The sequence below is a fragment of the Halomonas huangheensis genome, from assembly GCF_001431725.1.
GTDB classification, from domain to species: Bacteria; Pseudomonadota; Gammaproteobacteria; order Pseudomonadales; family Halomonadaceae; genus Halomonas; species Halomonas huangheensis.
Genome location: NZ_CP013106.1, coordinates 4,465,383 through 4,486,269, shown reverse-complemented (window position 1 = coordinate 4,486,269; position 20,887 = coordinate 4,465,383). Strand labels below are relative to the sequence as shown.

The window sequence follows — 20,887 nt, the reverse complement described above, 5'->3', positions numbered from 1 at the left end:
CCTTCTTCCTTCTTTTTCCTTACGACCTTTCCCACTCCCTAACCAATTCCTGCGTTGCCGCTTTCGGATCGGGTTGGCCACAGATGGCTGAGATGATGGCGATGCCATCGGCACCCGCCTGGCGGATCTGTGCGGCGTGTTCGGCCTTGAGTCCGCCGATGGCGACGTTGGGTAGCGGGCTGGCGGCAATCAGTCGGGCGAGTCCTTCGAACCCCAGCGGTGCTGCGTGATCGCTCTTGGTGGCGGTGGCGAACACTGGACCCAGACCGAGATAGTCGAGCGATGTGGTGTCGAGTGTGTGCAGTTGCTCCACGTTCTGCACGGAGAGACCGATGATCGCTGTATTGCCAAGGCGCCGGCGGGCGTCGGCCACATCTCCGTCATCCTGCCCCAGATGCACGCCATCGGCACCACTGGCCTCGGCGACGGCGACGCGATCATTGATCACCAACGGCACGCCGGACTCCGCCATGACCGACTTGAGGCGGGTTGCGATGTCGATCAACTCGCTATCGGGAGCATGTTTATCGCGTAGCTGTATCAAGGTTGCGCCACCCTGTACGGCATCCATGACCGTGCGTTCCAGTCCGTAGCTTTCACAGAGCCCCGGATCAGTGACCAGGTATACGCTCAATTGCCTTGGGTGAAAGTGGCGTTCATTCGACATGGGTAATCTCCACGGGGGGCAGGGAACCGGCATCGAGCTGGTAGAGAGCATCGAGAAAAGCGCTGGAAAAGCTACCGGGACCACTGGATGCGGCCCCGGCAATACGGCCGGCTTCGGCATAGCAGGCCAGAGCCGCGCAGGTAGCGAGGAACGTATCCTCGGATGTGGCAATGAAGGCGGCAACCACACCCGTCAGGCTGCAACCAAGAGTGGTGACGCGAGGCATCATTGGGTGTCCGCCGTGGATCCGTGCCAGGCGTTTGCCATCGGTCACCAGGTCGATCTCACCCGTCACGGCGACCACGGCGCCAGTCGCGCGCGCCAACTCGCTGGCGGCATCACGAGCCGCGTCGCTGGCGGCGGTCGAATCGACACCGCGCCCCGTACTTGCCTGCTGCGCCAGGGCGAGAATTTCCGAGGCATTGCCGCGAATGACACTGGGCCGCTCAGCAATCAGTAGGCGTCCAGCTTGCTGGCGATACTGAGTGGCGCCGACTGCCACTGGGTCAAATACCCAGGGCTTGCCGTGCTGTGTGGCGCTTCGTGCGGCCTGTTGCATGGCTTCCAACCAATCCGCTGACAAGGTCCCGATATTGATGGTCAAGGCGTGGGCAATGCTGGCGAACTCGGCGACTTCCTCGCGTGCATGGACCATCGCTGGCGATGCACCCAGCGCCAACAGGATATTGGCCATGCTGTTCATGGCGACATAGTTGGTGATGTTGTGGATCAAGGGCGTGGTGTGACGCAGTTGCTCAAGGCGCATCGCGCTGTCTTGAGGGGAAAGACTTGTATGCATATTGCTGGATGACATTCAGTGCCTCCGGGCGGAGGCGTGCTGAAAGACCGCAAGTGGGTAGCGCGACGCCCTCCGCCGCCTTTCAAGAAGTTGCCGACAGGCCGGGGAGGCTCAGCTGGCTGACCATTGGGGCGGTGTTGTTGAGAGGCACTATCCCTGCTTTGTTGGGGTCTGTAAAGGCCGGCCAGGTGCTGCCTGAGAAGTGTCCACGCTCACCCATACGGCGTTGAAACCCGCTGCAAGGCGCTTATTTACTCCTGGTAAACTTCACCTTTTCACTGATTCCTGCCTTGTCTGACTACCACTCACCGACTTTCGAGACAGGGTCTAATGGAGTAGCTGCAGCACGATGAAGGTGCCAAGGCCTGCCAATGTGAGATGGTTGATGGTTTCGGCGAGACCGGAGTAACGGTGTTTCTCCGCTGTGGAGCTGGAGCCAGTACTTTGCCAGGTCGCCAGACAAGGCAGTGTCAGGCTCAGCAGCAGGAGGGTATGTTGGCCGGTGGGCCAGAGTGCTACCAGGCTGATGGCGGCAAGCGCGAGCGTAACACTCAGGGCAAGGCTGGTGAGTCGATACCGGCGGAGCTGGCTGGTGACTGTCATGGACCCGGACCTTTCAGTGGAGACGTTTGCTGTGGAGGCCTTTCTCGTCGAGATGTTGCTTGTTGGAGATAGCTGCTGGCTACTTTAGGCGTTGCTGTATTCAAGCGCCGTGACGAAACGGTGACGATCCTGTTGCAACCTGTAGCCCCAGCAACAGCTCAGTCCGTATACCCGGCCCGGAACATCAGGCCAGGCAACTCAGGCAACAAGTGCCTGAGTTGTCGTGGACGGGAAGCCATCAGGAGTGATTTGGCTGCTTCACGTAGCGCAGATAGGGGCGAACCTCATCCCAGCCATCGGGAAACATGTTGGTGGCTTCCTCGTTGCTGACCGCGGGCACAATGATGCAGCGATCACCATCCTGCCAGTTCACCGGCGTGGCCACCTTGTGGTTATCGGTCAGTTGGAGGCTATCGAGAACACGCAGGATTTCGGCAAAGTTGCGTCCGGTACTGGCCGGATAGGTCAGTGTCAGTCGAACCTTTTTCGCTGGGTCGATGATGTAGACGCTACGTACTGTCAGGGTGTCATTGGCATTGGGATGAATCATGCCATAGAGATCACTGACCTTGCGGTCGCCATCCGCCAACAGTGGAAAGTTGAGCCCATGCCCCTGGGTGTCTTCGATATCACCTGCCCAGGCATGGTGGTCCTCGATAGGGTCGACCGAGAGGCCAATGGCTTTGGTGTTACGTGCCTCGAATTGCGGCTTGAGGCGTGAAACTTCACCCAACTCTGTGGTGCAGACCGGCGTAAAGTCCTTGGGATGGGAAAACAGGATGACCCAGTTGTCTCCTGCCCATTCATGGAAGCTGATGGGACCTGCTGTACTGTCCTGAGTGAAGTCCGGAGCGGTGTCTCCCAGTCTCAGTGTCATGGCGTTCTCCTCAAATGGTAGGGGGTGAGATCGCTACAGGTGTTGGTACTGTCTTGAACAGCGAGCCCCCAGTCTTGCATGGTGTATGGTTAACCGCCAACAACCGCTTTGCATATCATCATTTCTTGATCTTCTCGGGCTGTTCAATGATCCCGGCGTGCTATGGTTCTGAAGGTCTATGGTTCTGAAGGTCTATGGTTCTGAAGGTATTGGTCCTGAAGTTCTGATCGCTATGGCGCAGGTGCAGCAGCACCGACATAGTGCTCCTGCCAGTAACCGTTGGACAGCGAGGTGGTGGTGACGGTGCGACCGCTGCCCGGAGCATGGATCATGGTGTCATTACCCATGTAGATGCCGACATGGCTGACCGAGGACCCTGAACCGGTAGCAAAGAACAACAGGTCGCCGGGGCGTGCTGACTTGATGTGCGGCAGCTGCTGGTATTGATCGCTGGATGAGCGGGGCAGAGAAATGCCGGCCTGGAGGTAGGCCATCTGTACCAGTCCGGAGCAGTCCAGGCCCTGGGCGTCGCTGCCTCCATAGCGGTAGGGAGTCCCCAGGGCGCTGCGAGCTTGCTGGAGAACCAGTGTGCGTTCCATTGACAGGCCCTTGCCGTCGGTGGTCGAAAGTTGCGGGCCAGCACAGCCGGCCAGTACTGACAGCAGTAGGCAGGACATCAGCAGACGACATAAGGCAAAGCAGGGCAGGGTGTGGTTCATCGAGGCGGGTCCATGCGGTGATGAATCAGGTCATCCCCAAAAGGTAGACATAACCGCACACCGCGCCAAGTGCCAATGACTTCTGTACTACGCCATGTCGGCACCAGATTACCGAAAGGAGATTCGGGTGCCATGGGCCAGCATCTCTTCAGGCGTCATGGCATGCCCTTCAACACCGATCATTTCGTCACCACACTGATCCGACCAGGTCAGCACACCATGGGTCAGCCCCAGGTCTCCCAACATTTCGCGAATCTCACCGGTGCCGAGGAAGGTGCGGGTCATCCCGGCGTCATCGCTCAGCTCAGTAGCACCATTGGCATGGTGAAAGCGCACGGTATAGATACCATCCATGGACTCGACTTCCACGATCGGTGAGAAACCATGAGATAGGGCGTGAGCCAGTGCCTTGAGCGTTATATGCCGGTCCAGACTGTAGTCAATGTCAGCCATGATGTGGCCTCGTAGGTAGGTAAATCCCTCTACCAGCGTGGCTCAGGTTGTTCGATCCGGCAAAAGAAAGGTCCATCGCAGGACTGCGATGGACCGGGAAAGACGACCATTGATAATGGTGGCCCTGGAGAGGGCTGCAGTGGCGGCCCTCAGTCACTGGCCTTGACGTGCCGGATGTCAACGACTGGACTCAATGGTCGTGGTCGTGGTCGTGGTCGTGGTCGTGGTCGTGGTCGTGGTCGCCGGCACCCACCAGCCCTTCATGCAGTATCTCGGCATTATGCATCACCATACCCAGATAGCTGGAGGTATCGCCGGATACCGAAAGCGCGCCGGTGTAGAGCGTGCCGACAATCGGGACTCCCGTCTCGTCGGATAACTGCTGGATCAGGCGTGGGCTGGACATACTCTCCAGGTAAAGAGCTGGAATCTGATGCTCGTCGACCACTCCGATCAGTTTGGCGATATCTGCCGCTGAAGGCTCGGCCTCTGTGGATAGACCAACTGGTGACAGGAACCGAACGCCATAGGCGCGTGAGAAATGACCGAAGGCATCATGGTTAACGATGACCTCGGCGTTGGTGGGGACGTCGGCAAACAGGGTATGAATCTTCTCGTCGGCGGCGACCAGCTGTTCAATATAGTCTTCAGCCTGCTCGCGGTAATCGGCTTCATGTTCCGGGTCGACGGCGATCAAACCGTCGCGAATATTGGCGGCATAGACCTGACCTGCTGCCAGATCCAGCCAGGCATGAGGGTCGAATTCGCCATGGTGGTGGCCTTCGTGCCCAGCGTGGGTGTCTTCCTCATGGTCATGGGGCGCGTGGTCATGGTCATGTTCATGGCCGTGCTCATCCGCTGCATGCTCATGCTCATCAGCTGCATGTTCGTGTCCGGCATCGCCGATGGAGTGACCATGATAAGGCAGCGGCTCGATACCATCGGTGGCCACCACCGTCTCTCCGCTATAGCCACTGGAGTCGATCAGGCGGGTCATCCAGCCTTCAAACTGCAGGCCGTTGAGGACCACCAGATCGGCTTCGGCCAGCGAGCGAGCGTCGCTGGGGCGAGGGCTGTAGACGTGAGGGTCGCTATCGGGGCCGACCAGCGAGGTCACTTCGACGTGATCGCCGCCCACCTGGCGCGTAATATCCGCGAGGACGCTGAAGCTGGTGACGACTTCAACAGGCTCATCGGCCTGGGCCGTGCTGGCAAGTCCAAGGGCTGGCAGCATGGCGGCCAACAGCTGGGTAGAGCGACGACGGAAGGTGTGTGGCAGCATCAAGACAACTCCGGTGGCGGGAACGACTAGTGGTCAATACTGTTGGACAGCGGTGTCGCCCGACGACGCAGTCTTGCGGTCAGGCTGTGATGACGTCCGAACAGCGCGGAAAGCAGGTAGGCACAGCCGGCCAGTAGAATGATTGCCGGGCCGGAGGGGAGGCTGAGGTGGTAGGACAGCAGCAGGCCGCCGATACTGGCAAACAGTGCGATAACGACTGACAGCACCATCAGACCTTCAAGGCGTGTACTCCAGAAGCGCGCCGTAGTGGCGGGCAGCATCATCAGACCAACCGCCATCAACGTGCCAAGCGTCTGGAAGCCGGCGGTCAGGTTGAGCACTACCAGTGCCAGGAATACGCCATGGACCAGACCACCCTTTACCCCCTGGCCGCGCAGGAACAGTGGGTCGAGGCACTCGACAACCAGGGCTCGGAAGATAATGGCGAGGGTGATGACGATCAGCGTGCTGATGGCCGCGATCAGCAACAGCGCGGTGGAATCCACAGCGAGGATAGAACCGAACAGCACGTGGGTTAGATCGACACTACTGCCGCCGAACGACACCAACATGACTCCGCCTGCGAGCGAAATCAGGAAAAAACTTGCCATGGCCGAGTCTTCACGATGCCCTGTGAGCTGTGAAACGCTGCCGGCCAGCACCGCTACCAATAGTCCGGACAGCATGCCGCCCAGGCTCATGGCGGGTAGTGAGAAGCCGGCCATGAGGAAGCCCAGTGCCACGCCCGGCAAAATGGCGTGTGACATGGCATCGCCGATCAGGCTCATGCCGCGCAGCATCAGGAACACTCCTAACGGCGGCGCCGCGAGCGACAACGCCAGGCTGGCAACCAGCGCGCGTTCCATGAAGCTGTAGCTGAAAGGTGCGATCAGCCAGCTGTGAAGTGTGGTAGTAATCAACTCGAGCATTCAGACAGATCCCGGGAATGTCAGCGGCAGGCGTGGTGGTCGTGACAGGCCGGTCTGGCGGTCGGCCAGTGCATCCGGTGTTGCCCAGCGGCCGTGGCCCTCGGTCAGGATCAACACGTCATCGGCAAGCTTCGCCAACTGATTCATGTCATGCAGCACGATGATGATCGTCGCACCTTTACGAGCCATTTCGCGCAGCACGTCCATCAATATCTCGACCGTATCGACGTCGACATTGGCGAACGGCTCGTCGAGCAGCAGCAGTTCGGCTTCCTGCATCAGTGTGCGTCCGATCAGTGCGCGCTGGCGTTGGCCTCCGGACAGTTCGCCGAGAGGGCGGTGGGCGAGATGGGATATGCCCAGGCGTTGCATGATCTCGCGGCCGCGTCGGTAATGAGCGCCACAATAGCCCTTGAAGGCACCGTGACTTGGCCAAGTGCCGGTCATGATCAGTTCCTCGACACTCATCGGGAAACTGAGATCAAGGGCGAGTTGTTGTGGCAACCAGGCGCGGCGCGCGGCGGGCACCTGGCATTCGACACTGCCGCTGACTGGCGTCAGTGTGCCCATGATGGCCTGGATCAGAGTGCTCTTGCCGGCACCATTGGCACCAATCAGCGCGGTAATTGCCGCTGCCTGGAAGTGACCATCGAGGTGCTCCAGAACGGTGCGTCCGCTGCGTGCCAGTTGCAGATCCTTGAGTTGCAGGCAAGACATCAGTGCCACCACCCGGAAGACCAGGCGACTGCTGTCCACAGCGCCACCAGCGGTACCGAGACCAAGGCGAGACGTCGCCAGATCGACAATGACATCAGGGAAAAGTGGCAAGGCCCCTCGGGGCGATGACGATGTGACATAAACAGACTCCACTACGATGAAAAAAGTTATAACATAACAATACTGTTCAAGGCTACGTCAGAATGCGGCGATAGCATCGAAGGAAACGGAGTTATTCTATGCTGTGGCGGTCTGCTGTGAGATGCGGAAACAGTTATGTAGCGTGTACTTGCCTATAGGTGTTTGATTCTGCAAAATATCCGCCGCCGGGGAGTGGAGCGCAGTGCTACTTTTTCTGGCGTAGAAGAAAAATTCCCACTGCAAGAACAGTTATCCCGCGATAGACTTTAATGTTGTTACCTGTAAGTGCTTCTGCGCAGGTCGAGGGATCTCAAATGGAGTTTGTCCGATGTCACTGATCGTGCGTCGCGGAACGTTCTGGGCCGCAAGCCTGAGCGCAATCCTGTTGTTGATGTCTTCCCACTGCCTGGCCGGTGGTAATACCGGTTTCTATCTGGGTGCTGGCGCGGGCCAGCTCCAGGGCGACAAGGACTTCGACGACGAGGCCGGGTTGGGCAAGGTATTTGCCGGCTACAACTTCGGCTGGTTGCCATTCCTGGATCTGGGCGCAGAGCTTTCCTATATGAACGGCAGCGAACTGCATGACCATATCGATGGGCATTCAGCGTCACTGGAAATCGACAGCTGGCAGGCAATGGGAATTGCCGGACTGAGCTTCGGTCCCTTCGGTGTTTATGGCAAGGCAGGCTTTGCTGATTGGGATGCTGAGCGTAGAGGGGCTGGTGATCTGGATCGTAACTTCGATGGTACTGATCCTGTCTATGGTATCGGCGCACGTCTGAAGTTGTTTGATGTCACGGGTCGCCTTGAGGTTGAGCGTATTGATACCGGTGATATCGGCAATATCGACAGCCTGACCGGTAGCGTGGTCTACACGTTCTGATCGTGATAGCCAGACACTCCGCAGAAGCCGGCGTTTTAACGCCGGCTTCTGCATTTTCAGGCACTGGTCGCAAGCAGCACAGTGGTTGGCGCCTGCTGATATCGATAAATGCTGAAGTTAGGTGGAATCCCTTCCTGCTGCGCTGAATCATACGCCGACTCTTGAGGCAGGCCATGGATCGGTAATCCACAGCAGCATGTCACGATGTCAGGCGCTACCATGAAGGATTGACGACCGTGAATCCGGAGAGACCATGAACGAGACGCCCTACCACAAGGCGCTACAGGCGTTGGATAGCTTACATGCCGAAGATCCGCGTCGGGTAACTGTTGATGAGGAATCACAGCCCCTCGAACTGTGGCATGCCGGACGCATGAGTGCCTGGCTGGAGCGATTGGTCGACGAGCCTGGTGAATGCCTGCGACTCGCCGTGCGTGCTCAGCATCTCAAGCGTTGGGAAGTCCCGCGTGACGACTATCCGGAAGGTCGCGTCGGCTATCTGACCTGGCGCCGAGATCAGGGGCAGCGTGCGGGTGAACTGACGGCGGAGATCATGCGTGAGGCGGGATACGCCGACGGCGATGCTGATGACAGCGCGCGTATGATACGCAAACAGGGATTGGGGCGAGATCCTGGCACTCAGGCGGTCGAAGACTGCGCCTGTCTGGTATTCCTCGAGAACTACTTCGCCGATTTCTCGCAGCAGGTCGATCATGCTCACCTGGTACGCATCGTTCAGAAGACCTGGCGCAAGATGTCTCCTCAGGCTCATGAATTGGCACTGGCTCTACCGATGTCCGATAGCGCCAGAGCCGTAGTCGAGGAAGCGCTGGCTGGGACTGGTTGAGACAGCCGTCAAATTTCAAAGGCTGCGTCCTGCTTCATTATGCTCTGAGTCACGACAGGAGGGGACGGTTTCACTGATGCTGCCTCCCATGCCACATTGGCTCAGCGGCCAGCTATGCGTAAAGCGCTGGTCGATAATGCGCGCATCGATTCCCGCGTTGAGAGAGGAACGCAGCGCTGTTCCGATAGTGCTGTTGCCGCCTCGGGCACTGAGTCTGCCTTGTAGTGCCAGCTCCGCTCCAGCAAAGGGACCAGCAGCACCGTAGAAATTGATCTGGAGTGCGGGAAGTAATCGAACGCTGGTATTGAGCGTAGTGGTGACATGATTCCAATCGCCGAGCTCAATGGCAAAATGCCGGGTTGTCTCTGTATTGGTATCTGGACCCCATGCTGAAAAGTTGACGCCATATCGTTCGACGCTGGCAAATGACAGCAAGGGATTCAGATTGATATTGGCACTGCTGGCCAGCCCTAGGTCCAGACGTGCGGTGGTGGAATAGACGAGCGGTAGCCAACCGCCCAACACCATCAGGCGAGGCCCACTGGCTCTTGCCCAGATCGGGATCATAGCCGTATCAGGCTGTGCCTCAACGTTGAGAGCGACTTCCCCCGATTGACAGGCGGCCAGCGACATTTCGCCTTTGACGCTCCCATTATCGAAATGCAGATCCTGAATCAGCAAGAGCATGGCTCGATAGTCAATGTCCAACTCGACACCCTCGTATGGCGTCAGAGTGCGGGTTTTCGGGTTCAGCACTCCCGACCAATGGCCGCGCGGTGCCTCGCAAAGGCCATCATGCCGGGCAGTGAGGTCCAGCATGTTGGAATGCTGCATATGAAAGGATGACATTGACGCTATGGCATCCGTTGCTGATGGGGCGAGGGGGAAGGCGCCAGGGGGGCCAGAGCCTGCGCAGTCCAGCTCCATGATCTGCCTGCTGAAAACATCGGAATCAGAGTCGATGGCCGTTGCCATACTATCCGAAAAGCAGTGGTCATCCGCATGAATCGCTACAGGAGCAGTGATCCTCAGTTGCCCGCTCTTGATGACATCGACAAGCCCTGCGTTGGCAAACACGAACTCCAGGCAGTTTCCCCCTGTCTCCAGGCAATCTTCACTGAGATAGAGAGGGGCTTCGAGCGTTTCCTTGAGCGTTGCCATAAGGCCACACTCGGTTTCGAGGTATCCACATCGTGGATCGGTGGGGATTTCGCCGGTCGTGATGCCGTCGGCGGCAACGATGACGCTACCAGGCGGTGCATATCTGATACGGTCAATAACGAATTCCTTCTCGACCTGTATCCTGAAACCGGCGGCTGTTGATTCGTGGGAACGAATACCCTGAAAGAAGTGAGCAGCTTCGTCGTTATCGAGAACAATAACATTGTCATACCGCTCGAGATGGGACATCGCCGTCAACTCGGGTGACTCGAGGGACTGTGCCATGACCGGCGCGGACAGCAACACCACCAAGGCCACGATAGTGCTGGTGAGGAGCGGGTAGCGGAGGGGCATCATAGTGTCTACCTACGCAAAAGGTTTCCACTTGAATATAGCGGTCGGCCATCTCCACGAGTGCTGATATTTCTGGTTCTGTGGTGTGCTGGGGATACCATCGATACGCTAGCGACGAATCGCCAGCAGTGCGCCTTCACCGTCGCCACAGGCAATATCATCCAATTCGGCGCGATAGATCGGCGCCAGGAGCTCGGCACGCAGCACATCGCCGGGGTGACCCGCATCGATGCGGTAGCCCTGATGCATCAACCACACTCGGTCGGCGAAGCGGCTAGCGAGGTTGAGGTCGTGCAGTACGCAGACCACTGCCAGCTCGGAATGGCGGGTTTGGCGATGGAGCAGGCGCATCAGGTTCTGTTGTTGGCCGATGTCGAGCGCGCTGGTTGGTTCATCAAGCAGCAGGTAGCGTGCTCCTTTCTCTGCGCTTTTCAGCTGACAGAGGGCGCGGGCGATCATGACTCGCTGTAGTTCGCCACCGGACAGGGTCAGTACACTGCGTGACGCCAGTTGATCCAACTCCAGTTCGCGCAGGGTGTCAGCAACTTCATCGTCACCACACTGGGCACCCAGTGCCACCAGCTCTCTGACAGGCCAGGCAAAGGCCGGACGCTCCTGTTGGGCGACCAGCGCGCGCCTTTTCGCCAGACTCGCCACAGACCATTGCCTTAACTGCAGACCGTCCAGCATCACTCGTCCCTGATCAGGAGTCTGGAAGCCGCTCAGCAGCCGCAGTAGCGTGCTCTTTCCGGCGCCATTGGGGCCGACGATGGCCAACAGCTCCCCGGGGCGGACTTGATCATCGATGGGGGCCAGCCAGGGCATGCTGTCGAACCCTGCCGTATCCAGAGTCAGCATCGTGGGCTCTCCCTCAGCAGCAACCACAGGAAATAGGGCCCACCGATAAGGCTGGTGAGGAGTCCCACCGGTATCTCGGCCGGTGAGGCCAGAATGCGTGCCAGGCCATCGGCAAGGATCAGCAAGAGAGCGCCACCAAGCATCGATGCCGGCATCAGCAGGCGGTGCCCCGGGCCCAGCCATAGTCGTAGGCAGTGGGGTATCAACAGACCGATAAAGCCGATGATGCCGGCCAGCGCGACGCTGACTCCTACTCCCAGAGCGCAGGCGAGGATCACACGACGACGAAGTTGTGGAATATCCAGTCCTGCCGCATGCGCGGTGAGATCCCCGAGTTGCAGTAGATCGAGATCGTTGCGACTACGCAGCAGTATGCCAAGGGCAACGGGAGTCGCGAGCCACAGGCCGATGACTGCTGGCCACAGGGCATTGGCCAGGCTACCCATGCCCCACAGGCTGAGTTGACGCAATTGCTGATCGTTGGCGACGAAGGCCAATAGTCCTCCACCGGCGCCAGCAAGGGTGTTGATAGCCAGGCCAGCGAGCAGCAGTGTAAACAGGGCCGCGCTGCCCTGGCGCGCACTGCCGAGACTGAAGACCAGCAGACCGACCAGAAAAGCACCGATGAAGCCGGCGAAGAATTGGCCGTACAAACCCAGTGCACTGTGACTGCCATCCAGCAGGACAATCCACAAGGCTACTGCGCAGCCGGCGCCACTGGCCATGCCCAGCAAGGTCGGGTCAGCCAGTGGATTGCGGAACAGGCCCTGCATGGCGGTACCGGTTCCCGCCAGCAGCATGCCTACCCCTAGTCCGAGCAATAGGCGCGGTACGCGCAATTGCCACCAGACCTGCCAACTGCCGTTGGCCTCACTGTTGTGCAGCATCTGCCAGCTGAGGCCGAGTGGACCACTACAGGCCGCCCATACCAGAGCCAGCACCAACAGTAGCATCAGCCACCACAATCGTCGTGAGCGCTGGTTGGGGCGGCTGGAAGGGCGCTCATGGCGCGCAAGGGCAGATATGTTCATGGAGAGTCGTCGTCATTCAGCGCGGCCAGCTCGCCATGCAACTCCACCAATGCATCGGCGGTACGCAGCCCCATGCCGAGTAGTGCGCTACTGTCGATGGTTACGTAGTGATGAGCCTTGCCGGCCGGTGTCAGTGCCAGGCCGGGGAGCTGCCAGAGTCTGTCGGGACCTCCCAGTGCTGTGAGGCCTGCTTCAGGCAGGACCACCACATCGGGTGCTGCTGGCACCAGCCCTTCAGCAGATATCGGACGATAGCCCTGCATCTCGGCAAAGGCGTTGGTCGCTCCCAGCATCTCGATGAGTTGCTGTGCCAGGGTGCCGCGACCGGCGACCATCGGGGTGGTGCTGCCATGGTGGAGAATGAACATGACGCGTAGGTCGCTCAGTGGTGGCAGGGAGGCGGCCCGTTGGTGTCTGGCGTCCATCTCATCAATCAGCATCTGGCCCTCGAGCGGCTTGTCGTATGCCTTGGCAATGGTCGCAATGCGCTCGTCGAGGTTGTCCAGGTGGGAGGCCTCGTCGAAGTGAATCAACTCGATGCCACTGGCTTCGATCAATGCCAGAACCTCTCGAGGGCCAGCGGCATGGGCGGCAATCACTCGCTGAGGCGACAAGCTCAGCACACTCTCGCCGGACAGTTGGCGTAGATAGCCAAGGGATGGCAACTCGGCCAGCTCAGTGGGCCAATCGACGGTATCATCGCGCCCGATCACGCTATCACTCTCGCCGAGCGCCGCGACGATCTCGGCGACGTCCGGGCCCAGTACCAGGGTGCGTGTAGAGGCATCGCTGGAGTGACTGAATCCGCTGGCCATCATTGCCACCATGACCGCTGGAAGAATGCGCTGGGCCTTGACCATGCAGACGCCCCAGGCGTTGCCGATGCTCATCATGCTGCAGAGCCTCGCTGCTGAAGGCTTTGCAGTAGACGGCGCCAGCCTGCAGCTTCCTGCTGACCTTCGCGGCGCTCCCCATATAACTGCAGGACCAATTCGCCGGTGGCATCGAAGGCTTCAAGGCTGGTGACGCCGCCATCACGGTTGGGCTTGAAGACCTCCCAGACTTCGGCGATGGCGGTGTCGTCGAGGTGAAGAGTCGCGTCTGCGGCGAACAGATTGAGCCAACCGCGTTTGCGCTCCGGCTGCGGAATCACTCCGCTACGGATCTGTACACAGCCGGGGCTCGCGACAAAGATCATCACACTCTGCTCCGTGGCGGCGGCATCATGCAGCAACTGCTCTACGCAACTACTGGTCAGGGCGCGAGTAAAGCGTCCTTCCATCATCGCGTTGGCATCGCGTCGACGCAGTTGATGGCGGTGCAGCAGACCAAAGAACTGGTGCACGTCACTCATCTTCGCCCACTCCTCACCGAGGCTGGTGGGCGATACGGATGGGGGCTCACTGGCGGCCGGCTCGCCAAGTCCCACGAAGCAGGGCGCGTCATCGCTGCCTTCATCTGCAATCGCCTGCCAGTAATCGTGGTGAGCGGGAGATTGGCAGAAGGCCTTGTGCACCGCACGCCCATTACGATCAAAGATCTGCACGCTGAAGCGGATACCTTCGGGAAGTTCATCCCGAATCAGGCAAGCCCAATGCCACTGCCGGTAGATCAGGCGCAAGTCCAGGCCACCGGGGTCGAGCAGCAGACCAGCATGGCCACTACCGCTGGCCCGCGGATAGATACCTGTTTGCTCCAGCACGGCCAGGCTCGAGCGTGTCAGGGCCTTGACGGGCCCCAGTTTGTGGAACATCGCCGCTAGAGTATGTGGGGCATAGGGTAGGGTGGTGACATCCTCACCCAGACGTGCGGCCTGCAGGGTTCCTTCGCTGACGCCCAGGCGCTCGGCAAGGGTGATGGCAGGCGTGCGAGGGCTGGATTCACGCAGCGCGCGAAAGGCGTCGAGGATGGCGTTACGCTGATCATCGCTCATGGTTGGACCTCCTACCATTGGTAGCTGATATTGGCCAGCAGGCTGCGGCCATCGCCGAGGCTGCCGTCCGGGCGGTACCACTCCTTGTCGCCGGCATTGGCCAGACGCAGGGAGGTTGAAAGCTGTGCACCAGGTTGCCATGCCAGTTGCAGGTCGTTGAGGCCATAGCCAGGCAGTTGAGTACCGTCTTCGGTACCGTCGAAAGATTGGGCGAATCGCCCGCGCCAACCCAGGCTCAGGTTGTTACCGGAAAAGTGCCAATCGGCACCTAGCGTGGCTTCAAGGGGTGTCTGGCTGCCCAGTTCCTCGCCACTGTCGCGGTCGCGGCCGGAGACCTCAGACAGCGCCGCGAAAGTATCCAGTTCCGGCAGTGCATTGGGCTGGTAGCCAAGGCGCAGGTCATAGCCCCACAGGTGAGCACGGGAGACGTTGATCGCTTGAGTGGTGCCGGCAAGGATGTCGACTTCGGTGTCGATGAAGTCATCCGCATGGGTATCGAAGTAGCTACCGCGAAGTGAGAGCTCGCCCAGTTGCCAGTTGAAACCGCTTTCCCAGGTATGGCTGGTTTCCGGGGATAGCTCAGGGTTGGGCACCCAGAAGTTGTCCGGCACACAGAAGAATGGGCCGGCGCAGAAGCCTGCGAAGTGACGGTCGGTGGTATACAGCTCGGTCAGCGTTGGTGCGCGGAAGGCTTCAGCGTACCCGCTGTAGAGCATCAAGTCTGAGGTGGGCCGCCAGGCGAAGCGTAGCCGCGGTGACAGCTCATCGTGATTGCTGTTGTCGCCATCCTGATTGGAGGCCTGGTAGTTGTCATAACGCAGCCCCAGGCCAAGGTCGAACTCACCGGCCCCGCCATCTGCCAGATAGCGGCCGACGGTCAGGGTGTCATCGACATAGACGGCGCTGGTATCGATGTCGGCATCGGGGAAGCCTGATGCACCAGCACTGGCGTTCTGCTCGGCCTGTTCGACCTCGAAGCCGAATACCAGCGTCTGACTGAGCCAACCGTGATCCAGTCGTGTGACACCATCGCTCTGCAGCCCGTAGCGTGTCAGGGTTCGTGAATCGTTGTCATCGATGTCCTGGCGGCTCAGTGTCAGGCGAGTCTGCAGCGAGGTCTCCGCATCCGGTGTCCAGTGGTGAGCAATCTGGACGTTGTCGCTGGTGACATCGCGGTCAACTTCAGGGTTGCTGGCCGAGGCGGTAAGCTGCTGAGGGTTGGATGGCTGCCGGCTGTCTTCCTGGTAGTGTTGCCAACTGGCTGTCAGCCGGTGGTCATTGGCCACCTGCCAACCACCCCTAGCCAGCAGACTGTCCAGTTGCGCATCGTCTTCGGCATCTTCCCCACCGGCCCGGCGAATATCGCCGGACTCGCTGTAGCCCAGTGATACCAGACCATCCAGACTGCCGGTACCTTCTCCGCTACGACCGAAGAGGCTCAGATTGGTACCAAGTTCGTGGTTGCCCGTTGCGGCGGATACCGAGACACGCGCCCCGCTGTCCTCGCCGGGTGCCAGCAGGTCTTCCGCATCGACGGTGGTCAGGTTGATGACGCCGCCCATGGCGTTGCTGCCGTACAGGCTCGACAAGGCGCCGCGCGCAATCTGTACTTCCTTGAGCAGCCCGGGGTCGATGAAAAAGCTGCCGAGGTGTCCGGTAGTAATGTCCTGACGCACACCGTCGAGGCGAATCAATACCCCCTGGTTGTCGAAGCCTCGCATGCTCACGAACTGGCCATTGCGCCGTCCGCTGCCGCTGACGTGAACACCGGGTTGCTGGGAGATGACATCTTCCCAGCGTGTAGCCGTGGCCAGCGCTGGATCATCGCGAGTAATGACGTCGATGATCAGTGGGGCACGCTGAAAATCACCCGGCAGACGTGTTTCGGTAACCAGCATGGTTTCGACATCGCTATGCGCGGTACTGTCTGCCATGTCAGGGGAAGAGTCGTTCTGGGCAAGGGCTGTGGGGGCGAGAGTGGACCCGAGCGCCAGGGCCAGCCAGTTGCCAGTATGGAGCATGCGTTTCATTGCTGTTGGCTTCCGCTATTGTCTGGCTGGCTTGGGCTGGCGCCCTGGCTGGCTGAAAATGTGGTGGTAGTGAAGGGTCAGAGCGTCAAGATCAGTTTGTTCTGCCGTGTGCGGCGCAGTCGATAGTGCTGGCCGTTATGCTCGATGATGAGCTGATCATCATCACCCAATAGTTCGCTACTCGAAATGACCGTCGGCCACCTGGGGCGTGGCCCGTGATTGGTGGGCTGTGATGAAGGCTGAGGAGTATCGGGAGAGGTAACCATGCGAGAAGGATCCATCTGCGTATGTCATCAAGCACGGCTGAACCAGGGCGAGTGACGACGCTCGGATGAAGCCGCTTTGCTTGAAATGTTATTGATAAGTATTATCAAAAGATAACACCTACCATTTATCCTCGCAACAATGCCTCTCCTCCCTGGGGTAGTCAGCGGAAGCGATGACTTCCACAACTTGACATCATCGGGATATGCGACCATATTGCAAATGACAATGATTATCATTGATTTGTTCTATGGGATTCCAGTCATTCAATGGAATGCTCCAGAGACGGAATGCTCTAGAGACGGAATGCCCTTGGATGGAATACCCCAATATGGGATGTCCCCATGGTCTGCCATCAGGAGGTTGTCATGTCCTATCGCATCAAGACCGCTTTGCACGGTGCCAATCCGACGCTGGAAATCTTTGACGTATCTTCAGGGTCAATGCGCATGGCCTGGGAGTACCCCAAGGTGACCGAGGATGCCGAGAATGACCCGGAAATATTGGCCCTGCGACGTGAGGAAGCCATCCACGAACTGTTTCGGCGCCTGTTTCTGCTCACTACCGAGCAGTATCTCAAGGGTGAAATGCCCCATCCGGAACTGACTTGCCAGGAACCACCCAATCAAGGGCGAGGAAAGGGTAAATCAAGGATGCAAGCGCATTGAATCATGCATCTGGCAGGGTTTGTCGTGACGAAGCCAGAGAGTTTTCTCGCTGAGGTCCATGACCACGCTGAACAGAGTTTCCATCTGCTCATCAGCAGGTAGCTGAGCATTGTAATGACGGCAGAGTGACTCTTCGCCATCGGTATGGTCGCCGAGCAATTCGAATACTCGAGCAGCCACCAGCTCCTCTCCGCACTCGTCACGCAGCCTTTCCGCGAGAGAATCCAGTCGTGCCTGACGTGCCCAGGAATCCGGTTTGGGAAAATCCTCGACCCAATGAGTCGCTGTATCACTAACGAGATGGTTGGTATGGGTGATCAGGTCATCACGAGGCGGAATACGGCCCGGCGTGCCTGAATGGACTTCATAGCCCTGCGCATGCCCTTCGCCATCGGCAATCAGGAAGTGCGCAGGGGCGCAGACGCCATCTTCGGCAACTGCCTCGGCCTGCTCGAAGCTGCGGCACTCCAGAATCCGGCGCAAAGCAACATGTATCGGGAGGCCCTCGCCACAGGTTGCGGAGCGAATGGCATTGAGTGCAACGCCGATCCCGCATTCATTGAGCCCTATCTTGCCTACCATACCGGCTTCGCCGATAGTCAACAGGCGTGGTACTCCGGGAGCGCTGATGCGCAGTGCCACCAGGTGATTGGCCTGGTCGGCACGCCAGTCCCAGTTCTGGGCCAGCCATTGATGGCCGTGGTTGAGCAGTGATAGTGCTGAGCAGCCTCCGCTGGCGCGGGTCAGGGAGATTTCACTGCGGCAGTTGAGCGTGAGGATATCGCTTAAGTCGCCACCGATTTCCTCAGCCATTCCACTCATTTCCTCAATGATCTCCGGGAAGCGCTTTTCGATCATCGGCAGAAATGCCTCGGCATCGCGCCTCGCCTCGTGCCAGCGCAGGCCGGCCATGTCATGGAACAACCGGTCATAGACATCGATGCTGGCAATGATCGCCTGACGGTGCTGGCGGGCATGGCCTTGACCGATCTCGAAACGACTGCCCGAAAGCTCGGTAAGTTGCATGCTGGCCCTCACTATGCAGAAGCGTCCAACGGCGTTGGTGCTAACTGTCACTGTAGCAGTTCTACGGTCCACCTGGTGGCGGGCCGTTGTGGAACGCAATGCGCCAGCCGTCAGGCTGGCGCATATAACCTCAGAGAGGAAGGACACTACCGAGAATGTGGCGTTCGCAAAGCCTACGACTTGTGTGTGGAGTTGTAGATCTTCTCGTCGAGCTCGCCTTCGCTCTTGCCGACCAGGGTGGTCACCATCAGATCACCTGCAACATTGACGCTGGTACGTGCCATATCGAGGATGCGGTCGATACCGGCAACCACGGCAAGAGCTTCCAGTGGCAGACCAATCTGCGCCATGACGATGGACAGCATTACCAGGCCGGCTCCGGGCACTCCTGCTGTGCCGATCGAGGCCAGTGTTCCGGTGACAATGATCATGCCGTAGTCGGCGAGACTCAGGTCGACACCGATCAACTGAGCGATGAATACTGCAACCACGCCCTGGTAGATGGCGGTACCGTCCATATTGATGGTCGCGCCAACCGGCAGCACGAAGCCAGCCACACCTTCGGAAACCCCCAGGTTGCGGGTAGCGCAGCGTAGTGAGACCGGCAGGGTGCCGGATGACGATGCCGAGGAATAGGCGACGACCAGTGCGTCGAGAATTCCCTGCAGGTAGCGCACGGGGTTGAGACGGCCGAGCAGGGCCAGGAACCCCGAGTAGACCACTACGACGTGCAGGATACTCGCCAGATAGGCGACACCGATGACCTTGACCAGCGGCAGCAACACTTCTGGTCCGTAGCTGCCGGCCACGTGGGCGATCAAGCCAAAGACACCGAAGGGAGCAATGGCCATCACCAGACTGGTCAATTTGACCATGGCTTCGGCAAAGCTCTCGAACACACGCACGACCGGCTCGCCCTTTTCGCCAATCAGGGTCAGCGAGATACCGAGACCGATGGCAAATACGATGATCTGCAGAATGTTGCCTGTCGCCAGGGCGTCGATCGGGTTCTGCGGCACCAGTCCGACCAGAATCTCGACCAGGCTTGGGGCTTCCTGACCGGCATCAGGATTGGGCTCGAAGGTCATGTCCAGGCCGACACCGGGCTGGAACAGCCAGGAAGCCAGCAGGCCAATTGAAATCGCGAAAGCCGTTGTCAGCAGATACAGCGCAATGGTTCGTGCACCGATGCGGCCCATTTTCTGTGGGTCGCGCATGGCAGTTATACCCACTACCAGTGTAGAGAACACCAACGGCACGATCAGCATCTTGATGGCGTTGATGAAGATATCACCCAGAGGTTTGAAGATGCTCGCGTTCTCGCCCATCACGCTACCGGTGATAACACCGAGAACCAGGCCGACGAGGATCTTTTGCCAAAGCGGGATACGCCGCCACAGGTTGGGACGTTGATCAGGAGCAGTTTGGGTCATGGCGGAAGATCCGAATTGGTGGAACTGTTATTGATCGGGAGGTCATGCCAACTACCGAAGACAGCAAGCGCACGAGTGCCCCGCTGGAGCGACTCATTTGCTGTCTTCGAGCAGTTTGCCGGCGGGCATTCTACAGAAAATGACCATCAATAACTTTCATGCTTGAGCCGTTTGGATCTCTCTCCGCGAGCTGGCTGGCCGATGCATGCGATTTCAGGGGGTACCGGTGAGGATCAGGCCTCTGGTGCGGCTGGCCCAAGGGTTTGCATGAGCAGGTCCTGGAAGGCTGACCAGGATGCCTGATCCGCTTGCTCGCGGTACCTGTCGCTGCCGAAGACCGTAAAGGCATGAGGTGCACCGGAGTAGACTTCGATTTGATAGGGTACCTCGGCTGCTTCGAGCTCTTTGGACAATGCAGCGACCTGGTCCATGTCGATCGAACTGTCTGCTCCGCCGTGGGCAATCAGTATAGGGGGAGTACCACTGGAATAGCTCTGTCCCTCCGGGGTATCGAGTCCACCATGAAAGGTGGCGTAGCCGACTACCTGGTCCGCGAGTCCCGAGCGGGCCAGTTCGAGTATTACCGCCCCTCCGAAGCAGTAGCCCATGACCACGGTGGGTTCGGCTACTCCCGAGGTTCTGGCCTGTGCCAGACCCGCCAGGGTCAGCTCTCTCATTCGCTCTCGGTCCTCGTAGAGTGCTGCCGTTTCCGCCTTCCTCGCGGCGGTTTCCACTGGGCGATTGCCGCTACCGTACAGGTCGATGGCAAAGGCATCGTAGCCTGCTGCAGCCAGCATGTCGGCGCGTTGACGTTCGTAGCCGGTCAGCCCATCCCAATCGTGAACGATCAGGACCGTGCCCCGTGGTTCGCCTTCGGCTGCTGCAAGGTAGCCAGTGAAATCCTCGTCGGCGACACGGTAGTCAACGTTCTCGCCGGCCTGGCTACTGGCGGTAAAGAGAACACTTGCCAGTGCGGTGACAGTGCAGAGTGCAGGACGCATCAGGACCTCCTTTCGCGGGGAATGCTGGGGTCGTGAGTGTTGCGCAGGTCCGCTGTTGGCTCCTGCACAGATGATCCTCTGCAGTATAGGAAGCAATCCGCACACGCCGCGAACACGCCGATGGCGTATGTGAACGTTGGCGGGGCCAACTTGAGTTTTATCCGCTCCCCTTCCAGATTAATGGGTGAGGCAACATACAACTCATGCAGAG

General features: G+C 59.1%; 22 protein-coding genes. 3 read left to right on the top strand and 19 right to left on the bottom strand.

Annotated elements, in window-relative coordinates; translation table 11 throughout:
• Positions 1 to 19 precede the first annotated feature (19 nt).
• From thiE to AR456_RS19420, 9 genes are all read right to left on the bottom strand, one after another.
• Positions 20 to 667: a thiamine phosphate synthase gene (thiE, locus tag AR456_RS19460; RefSeq protein WP_021819264.1), complete on the bottom strand. Its 648-nt coding sequence runs from the start codon at positions 665 to 667 to the stop codon at positions 20 to 22.
• Entirely contained in the window at positions 657 to 1,481 is an 825-nt protein-coding gene (gene thiM / locus AR456_RS19455; RefSeq protein WP_236995523.1) for a hydroxyethylthiazole kinase, read from the bottom strand. Before thiM ends, thiE begins: the two co-directional genes overlap by 11 nt.
• A gap of 312 nt (positions 1,482 to 1,793) precedes the next feature.
• Entirely contained in the window at positions 1,794 to 2,069 is a 276-nt protein-coding gene (locus AR456_RS19450; protein ID WP_021819262.1) for a hypothetical protein, read from the bottom strand.
• A 238-nt stretch (positions 2,070 to 2,307) separates the two neighbouring features.
• Entirely contained in the window at positions 2,308 to 2,946 is a 639-nt protein-coding gene (locus tag AR456_RS19445) for a peroxiredoxin (protein ID WP_021819260.1), read from the bottom strand.
• A gap of 230 nt (positions 2,947 to 3,176) precedes the next feature.
• Complete coding sequence (locus tag AR456_RS19440; RefSeq protein ID WP_021819259.1) at positions 3,177 to 3,665, bottom strand: C40 family peptidase; 489 nt, start codon at positions 3,663 to 3,665, stop codon at positions 3,177 to 3,179.
• Between the two features lie 108 nt (positions 3,666 to 3,773).
• The gene (locus AR456_RS19435; protein WP_021819258.1) at positions 3,774 to 4,118 is read right to left on the bottom strand and encodes a hypothetical protein; all 345 of its coding nucleotides are present in this window, start codon (positions 4,116 to 4,118) and stop codon (positions 3,774 to 3,776) included.
• A 190-nt stretch (positions 4,119 to 4,308) separates the two neighbouring features.
• On the bottom strand, positions 4,309 to 5,400 hold the full coding sequence (locus AR456_RS19430; RefSeq protein ID WP_021819257.1) for a metal ABC transporter solute-binding protein, Zn/Mn family: 1,092 nt from the start codon (positions 5,398 to 5,400) through the stop codon (positions 4,309 to 4,311).
• A 26-nt stretch (positions 5,401 to 5,426) separates the two neighbouring features.
• Positions 5,427 to 6,329 (bottom strand): metal ABC transporter permease, encoded by a 903-nt coding sequence (locus AR456_RS19425; protein WP_021819256.1) that lies wholly within the window; start codon positions 6,327 to 6,329, stop codon positions 5,427 to 5,429.
• Positions 6,330 to 7,046: a metal ABC transporter ATP-binding protein gene (locus AR456_RS19420; protein WP_035588578.1), complete on the bottom strand. Its 717-nt coding sequence runs from the start codon at positions 7,044 to 7,046 to the stop codon at positions 6,330 to 6,332.
• 469 nt (positions 7,047 to 7,515) lie between these two features.
• Between AR456_RS19420 and AR456_RS19415 the strand changes: the two genes are divergently transcribed.
• Both AR456_RS19415 and AR456_RS19410 read left to right on the top strand, forming a co-directional pair.
• Positions 7,516 to 8,070, top strand: coding sequence for an outer membrane beta-barrel protein (locus AR456_RS19415; RefSeq protein WP_021819254.1), 555 nt, complete (start codon positions 7,516 to 7,518; stop codon positions 8,068 to 8,070).
• A gap of 253 nt (positions 8,071 to 8,323) precedes the next feature.
• Positions 8,324 to 8,917, top strand: a complete 594-nt coding sequence (locus tag AR456_RS19410) for a DUF4202 domain-containing protein (protein ID WP_021819253.1) — start codon at positions 8,324 to 8,326, stop codon at positions 8,915 to 8,917.
• Positions 8,918 to 8,932: 15 nt separating this feature from the next.
• Here AR456_RS19410 and AR456_RS19405 read toward each other — a convergent pair whose 3' ends face one another.
• The 7 genes from AR456_RS19405 to hemP form a co-directional block, all read right to left on the bottom strand.
• The gene (locus AR456_RS19405) at positions 8,933 to 10,435 is read right to left on the bottom strand and encodes a hypothetical protein (RefSeq protein WP_021819252.1); all 1,503 of its coding nucleotides are present in this window, start codon (positions 10,433 to 10,435) and stop codon (positions 8,933 to 8,935) included.
• Positions 10,436 to 10,540: 105 nt separating this feature from the next.
• On the bottom strand, positions 10,541 to 11,290 hold the full coding sequence (locus AR456_RS19400) for an ATP-binding cassette domain-containing protein (RefSeq protein ID WP_021819251.1): 750 nt from the start codon (positions 11,288 to 11,290) through the stop codon (positions 10,541 to 10,543).
• Positions 11,284 to 12,321, bottom strand: a complete 1,038-nt coding sequence (locus AR456_RS19395) for a FecCD family ABC transporter permease (RefSeq protein WP_021819250.1) — start codon at positions 12,319 to 12,321, stop codon at positions 11,284 to 11,286. The genes AR456_RS19400 and AR456_RS19395 overlap by 7 nt, the downstream gene beginning before the upstream one ends.
• Entirely contained in the window at positions 12,318 to 13,214 is an 897-nt protein-coding gene (locus AR456_RS19390) for a heme/hemin ABC transporter substrate-binding protein (RefSeq protein ID WP_021819249.1), read from the bottom strand. The genes AR456_RS19395 and AR456_RS19390 overlap by 4 nt, the downstream gene beginning before the upstream one ends.
• The gene (locus AR456_RS19385) at positions 13,211 to 14,254 is read right to left on the bottom strand and encodes a ChuX/HutX family heme-like substrate-binding protein (RefSeq protein WP_021819248.1); all 1,044 of its coding nucleotides are present in this window, start codon (positions 14,252 to 14,254) and stop codon (positions 13,211 to 13,213) included. The genes AR456_RS19390 and AR456_RS19385 overlap by 4 nt, the downstream gene beginning before the upstream one ends.
• An 11-nt stretch (positions 14,255 to 14,265) precedes the next feature.
• The gene (locus tag AR456_RS19380; RefSeq protein ID WP_031207993.1) at positions 14,266 to 16,284 is read right to left on the bottom strand and encodes a TonB-dependent hemoglobin/transferrin/lactoferrin family receptor; all 2,019 of its coding nucleotides are present in this window, start codon (positions 16,282 to 16,284) and stop codon (positions 14,266 to 14,268) included.
• A gap of 77 nt (positions 16,285 to 16,361) precedes the next feature.
• Positions 16,362 to 16,565, bottom strand: coding sequence for a hemin uptake protein HemP (hemP, locus tag AR456_RS19375; RefSeq protein ID WP_236995522.1), 204 nt, complete (start codon positions 16,563 to 16,565; stop codon positions 16,362 to 16,364).
• Positions 16,566 to 16,916: 351 nt separating this feature from the next.
• Between hemP and AR456_RS19370 the strand changes: the two genes are divergently transcribed.
• Positions 16,917 to 17,216, top strand: a complete 300-nt coding sequence (locus tag AR456_RS19370) for a hypothetical protein (RefSeq protein WP_021819245.1) — start codon at positions 16,917 to 16,919, stop codon at positions 17,214 to 17,216.
• Here AR456_RS19370 and AR456_RS19365 read toward each other — a convergent pair.
• From AR456_RS19365 to AR456_RS19355, 3 genes are all read right to left on the bottom strand, one after another.
• On the bottom strand, positions 17,196 to 18,242 hold the full coding sequence (locus AR456_RS19365) for a C45 family autoproteolytic acyltransferase/hydolase (protein ID WP_021819244.1): 1,047 nt from the start codon (positions 18,240 to 18,242) through the stop codon (positions 17,196 to 17,198). The two genes, AR456_RS19370 and AR456_RS19365, sit on opposite strands and share 21 nt — an antisense overlap.
• A gap of 173 nt (positions 18,243 to 18,415) precedes the next feature.
• Entirely contained in the window at positions 18,416 to 19,675 is a 1,260-nt protein-coding gene (locus tag AR456_RS19360; protein ID WP_021819243.1) for a dicarboxylate/amino acid:cation symporter, read from the bottom strand.
• 233 nt (positions 19,676 to 19,908) lie between these two features.
• On the bottom strand, positions 19,909 to 20,676 hold the full coding sequence (locus AR456_RS19355; RefSeq protein WP_021819242.1) for a dienelactone hydrolase family protein: 768 nt from the start codon (positions 20,674 to 20,676) through the stop codon (positions 19,909 to 19,911).
• Positions 20,677 to 20,887 lie beyond the last annotated feature (211 nt).